This window comes from Propionibacterium australiense, from assembly GCF_003666605.1.
In the GTDB taxonomy this organism is placed as follows: domain Bacteria; phylum Actinomycetota; class Actinomycetes; order Propionibacteriales; family Propionibacteriaceae; genus Propionibacterium; species Propionibacterium australiense.
Genome location: NZ_RCIV01000007.1, coordinates 119,980 through 130,805 on the forward strand (window position 1 = coordinate 119,980; position 10,826 = coordinate 130,805).

General features: G+C 68.2%; 10 protein-coding genes and 1 pseudogene. 4 read left to right on the forward strand and 7 right to left on the reverse strand.

All coding sequences use genetic code 11. The annotated features are described in order from the left end of the window. The 3 genes from D9T14_RS07365 to D9T14_RS13915 form a co-directional block, all read right to left on the reverse strand. Entirely contained in the window at positions 1 to 348 is a 348-nt protein-coding gene (locus D9T14_RS07365) for an exodeoxyribonuclease VII small subunit (protein ID WP_310648484.1), read from the reverse strand. Then, positions 345 to 1,601: an exodeoxyribonuclease VII large subunit gene (gene xseA / locus D9T14_RS07370; protein WP_119162529.1), complete on the reverse strand. Its 1,257-nt coding sequence runs from the start codon at positions 1,599 to 1,601 to the stop codon at positions 345 to 347. The genes D9T14_RS07365 and xseA overlap by 4 nt, the downstream gene beginning before the upstream one ends. 188 nt (positions 1,602 to 1,789) lie before the next feature. Next, positions 1,790 to 2,110 carry an LLM class flavin-dependent oxidoreductase gene (locus tag D9T14_RS13915; RefSeq protein WP_220451991.1) on the reverse strand — a complete coding sequence of 107 codons (321 nt, stop codon included), beginning with the start codon at positions 2,108 to 2,110 and terminating at the stop codon, positions 1,790 to 1,792. Positions 2,111 to 2,165: 55 nt separating this feature from the next. On the opposite strand from D9T14_RS13915, the gene D9T14_RS07380 reads away from it, so the two are divergent. Continuing rightward, positions 2,166 to 3,230, forward strand: coding sequence for a 4-hydroxy-3-methylbut-2-enyl diphosphate reductase (locus tag D9T14_RS07380; RefSeq protein WP_119162530.1), 1,065 nt, complete (start codon positions 2,166 to 2,168; stop codon positions 3,228 to 3,230). 72 nt (positions 3,231 to 3,302) lie between these two features. Here D9T14_RS07380 and D9T14_RS07385 read toward each other — a convergent pair whose 3' ends face one another. Beyond that, positions 3,303 to 4,595, reverse strand: coding sequence for a DNA recombination protein RmuC (locus D9T14_RS07385; RefSeq protein ID WP_119162531.1), 1,293 nt, complete (start codon positions 4,593 to 4,595; stop codon positions 3,303 to 3,305). A gap of 242 nt (positions 4,596 to 4,837) precedes the next feature. On the opposite strand from D9T14_RS07385, the gene D9T14_RS07390 reads away from it, so the two are divergent. The 3 genes from D9T14_RS07390 (at position 4,838) to D9T14_RS14205 (ending at position 7,455) form a co-directional block, all read left to right on the forward strand. Continuing rightward, positions 4,838 to 6,100, forward strand: a complete 1,263-nt coding sequence (locus tag D9T14_RS07390) for a M18 family aminopeptidase (RefSeq protein WP_119162532.1) — start codon at positions 4,838 to 4,840, stop codon at positions 6,098 to 6,100. Between the two features lie 134 nt (positions 6,101 to 6,234). Further along, positions 6,235 to 6,450 carry a hypothetical protein gene (locus D9T14_RS07395; protein ID WP_126464180.1) on the forward strand — a complete coding sequence of 72 codons (216 nt, stop codon included), beginning with the start codon at positions 6,235 to 6,237 and terminating at the stop codon, positions 6,448 to 6,450. A 180-nt stretch (positions 6,451 to 6,630) separates the two neighbouring features. Then, complete coding sequence (locus D9T14_RS14205) at positions 6,631 to 7,455, forward strand: hypothetical protein (protein WP_232012465.1); 825 nt, start codon at positions 6,631 to 6,633, stop codon at positions 7,453 to 7,455. Positions 7,456 to 7,656: 201 nt separating this feature from the next. Here the strand turns inward: D9T14_RS14205 and D9T14_RS14460 are convergent. From D9T14_RS14460 to D9T14_RS14210, 3 genes and pseudogenes are all read right to left on the reverse strand, one after another. Continuing rightward, positions 7,657 to 8,889, reverse strand: a pseudogene (locus D9T14_RS14460) (prolyl oligopeptidase family serine peptidase); the annotation flags it as partial. Between the two features lie 264 nt (positions 8,890 to 9,153). Further along, positions 9,154 to 10,557: an FtsX-like permease family protein gene (locus D9T14_RS07410; protein WP_119162536.1), complete on the reverse strand. Its 1,404-nt coding sequence runs from the start codon at positions 10,555 to 10,557 to the stop codon at positions 9,154 to 9,156. A 4-nt stretch (positions 10,558 to 10,561) separates the two neighbouring features. Further along, entirely contained in the window at positions 10,562 to 10,696 is a 135-nt protein-coding gene (locus D9T14_RS14210; protein WP_259340986.1) for a hypothetical protein, read from the reverse strand. Positions 10,697 to 10,826: the final 130 nt, after the last annotated feature.

Consider the following 10,826-nt stretch of genomic DNA (forward strand, 5'->3'; position numbering starts at 1 on the left):
TCAGCGACCGGGAGCATCCTCATTCTGTTGCTCGCCGGCGTCGGGCACGGACGCCGGCGTACACCGACGCGCCTCCTCGATGAGCCTGCGTGCACCGTCGAGCTCGGCCTGACAGTGGGCGGCCAGCTCCTCACCGCGCTTCCACAGCTGCATCGACTCGGCCAGTGGCACACCGCCTGACTCGAGTTTCGCGACGACCTCGGTGAGCTCTGCTCGGGCCTGCTCGTAACTGAGTTTCTCGTCCGCCATGGTGGTGGTCCTTCCGTCTGGTTCCTGGGGGCCGCCGCCCCGCCTGGCCGATCCGTTGTTCTGCCCCTGACGGTGCGCCGCCGGACTCGTGAGCGTCATGGCTCGCCGCCTGGCCTGCCCGGGATCGCGTCGTCGACCTCGACGAGCAGCCGGCCGTCGGACAGGAAGACCATGAGCTGCTCGCCGGGTTCGGCGTCGTTGACCGAGGTGACCGAGGCGTTGTCGGAGTCGGCGACGATCGCGTAGCCGCGCTCCAGGGTCGCCTTCGGTGACATGGCCCGTACCCGGTCGAGCGCGTGCGAGACCGCCTGCTCCTCGTCGGAGACGATGCGGTCGATCATGGTGCGCAACCGGAAACGCGCCATCTGGAGCTGCTGCGCGTGCCCTTCGAGCGCCGAGACCGGGTCACGCAGCACCGGATGAGAGGTGAGGCGGCCGAGCTCGTGGGACTCGGAGTCCACGCGCGCCGTGATGGCCGTGCGCGCCCGGCCGAGCAGCTCGGTGAGGTACTGCTGCTCGGCTGCCGCGTCCGGGACGATGCGCTTGGCGGCGTCGGTGGGGGTGGAGGCGCGCAGATCGGCGACCAGGTCGAGGATCGGCGTGTCCGGCTCGTGACCGATGGCGCTGACCACGGGGGTGTGCGCGGCCGCCACGGCCCGGACCAGGCCCTCGTCGCTGAACGGCAGAAGATCCTCGAGTGAGCCGCCGCCGCGGGCGATGACGATGAGATCGATCCGCGGATCGGCGTCGAGTTCGGCCAGCGCGGAGGCGACCTCGGCGGCGCTGCGCGGCCCCTGCATGAGGGCGTGGCGTATCTCGAAACGCGCCGACGGCCAGCGGCGCAGCGTATTGGTGAGCACGTCGCGTTCGGCTGCCGAATCGGCGCCGGTGACGAGGCCGATGCAGGCCGGGACGAACGGCAGTGGCTTCTTGCGGGCGGGCTCGAACAGGCCCTCTGCCTGCAGGGCGCGCTTGCGCTGCTCCAGCTCGGCCAGCAGGCGGCCCTCCCCGGCGATCTGCATGACCGAGCACTCGAAGGACAGGCGGGCCGTCTTGTTCCACACGCGCGGCCGCAGGCAGGCCAGGACCGTGGTGCCCTCGGTGATCGGCCCGGCGGCGTCGAGCACGGCACTGGTCGCGGTGGCCTGCGCCGAGATCTCCTGGGATGTGTCGCGCAGTGTCAGGAACTGCACCGAGTAGTTCGCCCTGCGGCGCAGCTCGATGACCTGAGCCTCGACCCAGATCCAGCCGCAGCGCTCGACCCAGCCCTTCAGCATGCCGACGACCTGGCCCAGCGGCTGGGCGGTCTCGGGGCTGTTGCGGGGGCCCTGTGTGGTCGATGCTTTAGGCATGCCCTCCACGGTAGCCGGACCCTCCGACGATTCCGGTCAGCCCGGTCGGGAACGGTTCAGATGAGCCGCGCGGCGAGCTCGGCATACATGCCGAGCTTCTCCCCTGCATCGGGCAGCTAGCTGATGAGCATGACCTCGTCGCAGGCGTGTGCCTCGGCGAAGGCGCGCACGCGGATGGCCACATCGTCTTAGGTCCCGACGATCGGTGCACCGTCCCGGGCCAGGAAGATGTGAGGCCGCTGCCGACCCGGATGCGCGAGGTCTGGCCCAGCAGATTGGGTCATGACGGTGTCGGGTGCGCTCGACAGGAAGTACGGGGCGTTGTGGTGCTCGGCGACCCAGAAACGCTCGAAGCCCAGTTCCTCGACGCCGCGGGCCAGCCGGGCGGCGTCGTGCAAGGTGCCTGCCTCGGTGCGCCCCAGGAAGAGCGGGAGCCGGTCGAGCGCGCTGAGCCTCGTGTCGCTCCTGCCCTGCGCCTGGGCCCCGGCGCCGTCGGTTGGTGCCGGCACATCGTGCGCCACACGCGAAAACAAGGGGAAGCGTTCAGCCCATAGACTGGTCGGCATGAGTGATGCGACGGCCCCCGGACCCGCCAAGCGCGTCGTCGTGGCGGCGCCCCGCGGCTACTGCGCAGGCGTGGACCGCGCCGTCGTCACCGTGCAGAAGGCGCTGGCCGCCTACGGCGCGCCCGTGTACGTGCGCAAGCAGATCGTCCACAACAGGCACGTCGTCGAGACCCTCGAGCAGGAGGGTGCCGTCTTCGTCGACGAACTCGCCGAGGTGCCGTCCGGCTCGCTGGTGATCTTCTCGGCCCACGGCGTCTCCCCGGCGGTCCGCGCCGAGGCCAGGGAACGGGGGCTGCGCACCATCGACGCGACCTGCCCACTGGTGACCAAGGTGCACCACGAGGCGAAGCGCTTCGCCAAGCAGGGCGTGCCGATCGTCCTCATCGGCCACGCCGGCCACGAGGAGGTCGAGGGCACCACGGGCGAGGCGCCCGACGCCATCACGCTCGTGCAGACCCCCGACGACGTCGACAGGCTCGACATCGCCCCGGACACCCCGCTGGCCTGGCTCACCCAGACGACCCTGAGCGTGGACGAGACCCGCGAGACCGTCGAGCGCCTGCACCGGCGCTTCCCGAACCTGATCGACCCGCCAAGCGACGACATCTGCTACGCGACCCAGAACCGGCAGGGCGCGGTCAAGCAGATCGCCCGGCACTCCGACCTGGTGATCGTGGTGGGATCGCGCAACTCGTCGAACTCGGTGCGCCTGGTCGAGGTGGCGCTGGAGAACGGTGCCCGCCGTGCCGAGCGTGTCGACAACGCCGGTGAGATCGACCCGGCCTGGCTCGAAGACGTGACGACGGTCGGCATTACCTCGGGTGCCTCGGTGCCCGAGCGCCTGGTGGACGGCGTGCTCGACCGGCTGGCCGAACTCGGCTACCCGACCGCCGACGAGGAGCGTCTGGTCGAGGAGTCACTGAGCTTCGCCCTGCCGCCCGAACTGCGGTCACGCCGCGCCGGCAAACCCGTCCGCAGGCCCGGCAGCCCACTGGGGCCCGGGAAGGCCGGGACTGTCGAGCCCCCTGCCAGCGCCGCGGCGGCGCCGGCCACCGGCCCCTGAGCCCGGGCTTGGCGTGGCTCGGATCCAGTGCCCGCCTGACAATGCCGCGGCGCCGGCCACCGGCTCCTGGGCTCAGGCGCCCTTGCCCTGGCCGGGGACGGTGCTCGTCGCAACCCCGGCAGCGCCCGATGGGTCATCCGCGTCTGCGGGCTCGCCGGTCACCAGCTCCGGTGCCGCCAGGACACGCGGGCTGGCCTGCACGGCACGCGGAGCCTCCAGGGAGCCCTCGGCCAGCTGCAGCTCGCTGATCCTGCGGGCGCTGACGAGCACGCGCTGCTCCAGCGAACCCACCGTCCTGTTGTAGGCCTCGACCGCCCCGGACAGCGACCGCCCCAGCTTGTCCAGGTGCCCGCTCATCGTCGCGAGCCGCTGGTACAGCTCGCTGCCGAGGGCGGCGACCTCCTGCGCCGACTCGGTGAACGCCGCCTGCTTCCACCCGTGCTGCACGGCCCGCAGCATCGGGATGAGGATCGACGGGCTGGCGAGGAAGATCGAATGACCCGCCGCGTACTCGTGCAGATCGGGGCGCTGGTCGAGCGCCACCTGGAGCAGGGCGTCCGACGGCAGGAAGAGGACCACCATCTCGGGGCTGCCGGCGTCCAGGCGCCAGTAGTTCTTGGCACCCAGCTGGTTGATGTGCCCGGTGACGTTCTTGACGTACTGGCCGAGCAGGGCGGTGCGCTGCTCGGGATCATCGGTGGCGAAGGCGTCGATGAAGTTGCCGAGCGGGGTCTTGGCGTCGACGAAGATCACCTTGCCGTCGGCCATGTTCACCCGCAGGTCGGGGCGCAGCCCGCCGTCCTCGGTGCTGACGGCCACCTGGGTGTCGAAGTCGCAGCGCTCCACCAGGCCGGCGATCTCGACGACGCGCTTCAGCTGGGTCTCACCCCAGGCGCCCCGCACCTGCGGCTGACGCAGCGCCGTGACGAGAGCCGCGGTCTCCTTGCGCAGCGCCTCGCTGCTGGAGGCCACGGTGGCCACCTGGCGGCGCAGGTCGGCGGCGCCTTGGGCCCGGTCGCGCTCGACCTGGAGCAGCCGGTCGTTCATCGCCTGGAGGCTGCGGCTGATGGGTTCGAGGAGCACCCGCGTCTGGTCGAACCGGGCCTTGGCGGTGCGGTCGACGGTGGCGGCCTGCTGCTCGGCTGCGGTGGCCGAGAGCCGCTGGAACTCGTGGGCCATCGAGGCGCGGTCGTTCGTGAGGGCCTCGAGCCGGGCGAGGGAGGCGTCGCGTTCGGCCTTGGCGCGGGCGAGCTCGGCCTGCTGGCCGCCGGCCTGCGAACGTGCCTGGGAGCGGCCCAGCAGGAAACCGATCGCCAGGCCGACGGCGACCAGGACGAGGGCCAGGATGAGTGTGGTGGCGTCCATGACGGCAAGTCTTGCGTCCGCCACCGACGTTTTCCGGCGGAACGGGCGTGACACGCCGGGCCGGCGGCCTGCGGGACGGCCCGGTCCGCCGGCTCCGTCACCTGTTGTAGGGCCCGGACCGCAGAACCGGACGGGGCCGGTTCGGGGGAGGGCAACTTCGCGCCGTCTCAGCCCCCAGTGATCGCTGACTGGCATGTGCCGGTTCGGTCCTCGCAGCCGGGGCGGACTGCTTGAATGGGGCCATGGCGGATCCAACGCAGTTCATGCCGGGTTTCGCCGAGTTCATCTCGGCGAGCCCCACCAGCTACCACGCCGCGGCCACCATGGCCGAGGGCCTCGCCGGGGCCGGCTTCGAACGCCTCGACGAGCGCCGGCGGTGGGGGAACGTCGCCGGCAGGAGGTTCTTCGTGCGCGGCGGCGCGCTCGTCGCCTGGGTTGCGCCCGAGCAGCCGGCGCCCGACGCCGGGGTGCGCATCGTCGGCACCCACACCGACTCCCCGGCCCTCAAACTCAAACCCAATCCGTCCTTCACCCGGGCCGGCTGGCGGCAGGCCAACGTCGAGATCTACGGCGGCCCGCTCATCAACTCCTGGCTCGACCGCGAACTCGGCCTGGCCGGCCGGCTCGTCACCCTCGACGGCACCGAGCACCTCGTGCGCACCGGCCCGGTGCTGCGCGTCAGCCAGATCGCACCCCACTTCGACCGCAGCGTCAACGAGCGCCTCACGATCGACCGGCAGTACGAACTCATGCCCAGCTACGGCCTCGGCGAGGGCCCCGACATCGCCGAGTGGCTGTGCGCCCAGGCGGGCGTCCCGGCCGGCGAGGTCGCCTTCGGCGACATCCACGCCTACCCGACGCAGGCCCCGGCCGTCTTCGGCGTCGACGGCGAGTTCTTCGCCTCCAGCAGGCTCGACAACCTCTCGTCCACCTACCCCGCCTACCGGGCGCTCCTGGAGACCCGGCCCGGCCGCGACATCGCCCTGTTCGTCGCCTTCGACCACGAGGAGGTCGGCTCGGGCACCAGCAGCGGCGCGGCAGGGCCCCTGCTGTCGGACGCGCTGGTGCGCATCGCCGACGGCTACGGCCTGCGCGGTGACGCCTACCAGGCGCTGCTCGCGCGCAGCTCGTGCGTCTCGGCCGACGCGGCGCACGCGGTGAACCCCAACCACGTGGGCAAGTACGATCCCGTCGTGCAGCCGGCGATGAACCAGGGCCCGGCCCTCAAGGCGAACGCCCAGCAGCGCTACGCCAGCGACGCCGTCTCGGCGGTGCTGTGGGAGCGGGCCTGCCGTGCCGCCGCCGTGCCGCACCAGGTGTTCGTCTCGAACAACGACGTCGCCTGCGGCACGACGATCGGCCCGTTCACCGCGCAGCGGCTGGGCATCGCGACCGTCGACGTCGGCGTGCCGATCCTGTCGATGCACTCCACCCGCGAGATGTGCGGCACGAGCGACCCCGGCCACCTGTGCGCGGCCCTGACCGCCTACTGGGCCGGCGCCTGACGAGGAGATCATCGTCTGCCCTGCCACGGCGTACTGGGCGGTCGCAGTGCCTTCCGTCAGGTGACCGGGACCTGTCTGCGACGGGGCGGCCGACGGTACAGTGACGTCAGTCGTCAACGCGAAAGGCGGGTCGCATGTCGCGTATCCGGGTTGGCAGTGGCATGTTCGGCCGTTCCTTCGCCCAAGCGGTCGCTGCCTCGAAGATGGGCGACGAGCTCCTTCTCGAGGAGGGCGTGTACACCCTCGGTGAGAGCATCCAGCTGCGGGACCTGCGTCTGACAGGAACAGGTGACCCGTCCCGGACGGTGATCAACTCGACGTCACCGGCAGAGCAGCGCCCACCAATCTGACTGTCAGAGCGGCTGTTTTCAACAATGCCCTCAAGGTGATGCCGGACTGCCGCGTCGAGATGCGCGGGGTGACGGTGGTCGAGGATCCTGCTCCTCGAACGGTCGGCGCTGCGCTCCACCGGGTGGCTGGCCTGCACTCCGGCGCGTGGCAAACGCCTGCTCGACGTCGAGGACGAGTCAGTGGTGCAGGTCGATGGTCTTGGGTTGCGGGGAGCCGACGGCCTCCTGGAGATCTGGTGCGAGGAGAGCCTGATCGGTATCGGTGCCGTTGACCTCAACGACGACCAGCGCCCCTACATCTTGCGCAGGGGCGCGGGGCGTTTTCAGGTGCCCGACGGTGTGTTCGAGGTCGTCAACGAGGACGAGTCGGCGGAGGCCGCACAGTCTGCCCTGCTCACGGAACTGCACTGGTCTGTCTTTGACGCCCATCGCTTCAAGGACGTCATCCTTCCCAGGGCTGCGCGCGGGGCCACCATCACCATGGACGCCGGTGAGTACTTCCTCGATGATTGCGAGAACGAGACGGTGTCCTTGGCCTGCACACTCGTCGGGGCCTCCCCGGGGCGGACGGTCATCCACGGCACGCTGGCCCCGTACGACTCGGGTGAGTTGAGGCTGCGTGACCTCACCGTCCGGTCGGCCTCGGGTTGCAACTGCGTTGTTGCCGACTCGGGCAGCGTCGCGCTGAGCAACGTCGTCCTCGAGCAGTTCGGCGAGCCGATGAACGATCCCGCGCTCTCGGCCGTTGACGTCGTTGTCACGATGAAGAACTCACGAGTGGCCGCTGCGCCCAGGTCGATCATCGAAAGGTCCACGAATCACTTTTCTCCCTCTCCGTCACGGCTCGGTTTGATAACCGGTTCAGCTAGCGCCGGGCGCTGCGCATGTAACCGAGTCCGACCGCTTAACTGTTCCTATGGGTTTGTTCCATTCGGACGGTGCCCCGAGGACATCGAGCATCCAAGCGTGAGCGAGCGTGTTCTCATCGTCTGTGGCTTCGGTTGAGTCACCCGCGAGGTGACCGCCGGGGGTGATTCGTTGGATGATGTGTCCGGGGTGACGTGAGACCGAAGCGTCACGATAATGCTGGCTGAAACGATGGATGGCGTCATTGTCAGCTCTCGCGTCGCGCTCCGCTGCGCGGATCCAGGCGCGTGGCAGTGGGCGGCTCTGTGCGGGAAGCCCCTGGATTCCTTCCATGGGCGAGAGCCGTTGTAGGAGATCCCGAATGCCTGGGTCGTGCCGGGGGTCGCCGTACTCAGCTCGGTCGGTCGATGCCAGATTCGATGCTGGATTCATCAGGGTTGTGAGCGGGTCAATGAAGGGATGTACGAGGTGCAGGCCTCGTAGCCACGTTGGTTGACGCAGACAGGCGGCGGCTGCGGTCATTCCGCCTGCACTGGCGGCGGTCACGACGATACGGTCCGCCGTGATGGCGGGTAGGGCGCGGAGTCTGGCCACGCAGGCGAGTAAGTCATCAACTGTACGGTATCGGTATTCGCCTGCCGCTTGCCGGTGCCACTGAGGGCCGAACTCACCTCCGCCTCGAATGTGACAATAGGCGATCGCCACGCCGCGAGCCAGGAGATCGTCAGCGAATGGATCGAAGGGGCCTTCGAGGCTGATTCCGTAGGCTCCATACACGTGGACGACCAAGGGATGCGTCTGTTCTCCTGGTGGGAGGAAGAGAGTGATCGGGATCATCGTGCCGTCGTCACTTTCAGCGTCCAGACACAGGGTGGAGGCACGCCCCGTAGGCTCGAGGGAAAGTCTTGTTCCCACTTCCGCTGGCACCACCTGGGGTTGATGTACGGGTGATGATGCGAGGAGCATCAATTTCTCTGTGGCAGAGTCGAAGGCCGGGAGCATCGTGCCTGCGGGGGGTGCGGTCCATACCGCTTGTGGTCCGTGCGCAGGCAGCCAGATGGTTTGCCGCCCGTCAGCCCTTCCGGTGACAAGGAGCGCATCGCTTGACGGTTGGAGGTGTTCGGCGGAGAATCCGGGCGGCGTCTCGGCAAAGACGCGATCGTGACTCTCATCCCAGACGAGCCCGTTCGGTCGATCCAGAATGAGCACCGTCTGCTTCCAGATGGCGACGTCCGCGTCGGAAACACGGTGTATCAACAGACGACAGGTCGGGATCGAGCCATCGTCGCCGGAAATGATCCAATGCCGAGTGCTGCCTGAACCGCGAGAGGCAAGGATCGCCATATTGTCGGTGACGCTGCGAAGTTCGAGGCGGCGCGTGGAATCCGGCTCGTCCAATAGGACCGTCGGTCGGGAGCTCCCCGGACACCACCAGAGCAACTGGTTTGGTCTGAGGGAGCCGTCTCGGCGTATCCAGAGAATCCCGTTTCCGTAGGCGCGCACACGAGGTGAGACGGGGGCTTCCTCATGCACGAGCTCGACGCCGTTCGCGGCAGCGATGTAGATCCGCATGCTGAAGTGCTCGTCACCATCGATGTCACCGATGACGGCGAACATGCTGCGATCTGCCGCTAAAACCAGAGATTCTCGGGGGGCGGAGCCTGACCGTCTCGACGATCCCGTCACCAGTGGGAGTTTGAAGCCGAATGGATTGGACGCGCTGGTGTGACATCGGTGGTGGTTCCTGCGCTTGAGGCCGGAGTGTTTCGACTGTGCGCAGGTGCTCGGCGAGATCACGGATGTGTGGCTCGATGACGCCGACGGCAGTCCGGCCCATCAGATCTCCTGTTCTCGCAGCTGTGCGCCTGGTCCATCACGGAGGGGCCTGATGGTCGGGATGGCCAGAATGGTGAGAAGCAGGAGCCACGAGGCGAGCAATCCGAGCAGCATGCTCGGCAGCGGCCATACCACGACGGAGGCCCCGTCGAGAGCAGCCGCCGACACGAAGGCGCAGACCAGTCCGCCGGTGACCACGGGAACGACTGCCGTGACTGCGGCGGCTAGGGACATCGCGAAGCTTTCCGCCACGATGAGGATGCGAACCTGTCCTGCGTGCATGCCGAGTGCCTGGACCAAGGCGATCTCGCGTCCGCGCCCGCGGGCCGACAGTGCGACCACGGCCGCGCTCGTGGCGAGCATCGACACAGCGACGACGGCAACGATCGTCCACACATCGGTCAGGTTCGTCGGTGTCCCGGGTTGAAGGATCTGGGTCATCGCGGCCACCGAGTTCACAGCGCACAACAGCAGGCCGATCCCTCCGAGGCCGGCAGCCAGTGGGGCGATCGTCGTGGTACTGGCATGTGCCCGTGCTGCCGCGGCACGAGTGCCCAGTGCTGGCACCACCAATCCTGTGCTTGCGAAGAGCTTGTGAAGGAGCCAGAAGATGAACCTGACGATCTCGGGGCACAGGAGGTAGACGGCGATCAAGGCACTGTCACCGGCGTTGACTGCGAGATTAAACATCGGACCGGGGCCGGTGGACCCGAGCTGGGAGGCGAAGCTCGAAGCCACGACAAGAGCGGCGGCAACTGCTAAAAAGATGAACCCGCCGATGCCCCGGAAGACTGTCGAGATGGTGTGTCGGCCCGACTGGTGGAATGTGCGCAGAGCGACGCTGGGTTGGATACGAGATGCCTGCCGGGCAGGCATCAGCCCGCCGATCATCGCCGTGACGACACTGACGATAACGATCGCAACAGGGGCCCACGGAGCGATGGTGAATCCCGGTAGGTCAACGCTGGCAGGCACTTCCGTATTGAACGCCGGTATCGCCCAAGAGCCCAGGAGAGTCGATGCGAGGGCACCGAGGATCGCGCCGCAGAGACTCACGATGACCAGGACAAGTATCGCGAAGAGGAACACTGCTCGTGGAGATGCCCCGAGCAGGAGCCAGAGCGCGTAGCAGTGGCGGGTGGCTTGGACGCTTGCGCGGCCGACTACAGTCAGGGCGACCCAGGAGACGAGGGCAATCACCATGTAGATAGTCACCGAGAGGATCTGGAACTCGGCGAGGGGCACGCTGGCGCTGGCGACGGCGTCACGGAACTGCGGCGTGCTCGTCCAGGCGAACTGATGGACGCAGAGGCCGATCATCGTCGCGATTACGGCGATGACCGCAATGGCCGGTGCCCATTGCCGCCATTGGTCGGTGAACATTCTCATGACGTAGCGTCGCATGTGTTCACGCTCTGAGACCAGACATGATGCCCAGCAGCTCCTGGCTGGTGGTGCGGCCGACGGTATCAACGGTGCGTCCGTCGTGCATCACGATGACGGTGTCGGCGAAGGCTGCGGCCTCCAGATCGTGGGTGACCATGACGGCTCTTCACAATCCAGGGTGTAGGTGTTGTCTGAATCCGCCGGTTTCGAGGAGGCTTCGGGTGATGTAGTGGGTGAGGTTGCGGAAGCCGAGGGCGGTGCCGCGGAGGTGTTCGAGGCGTCCGTTG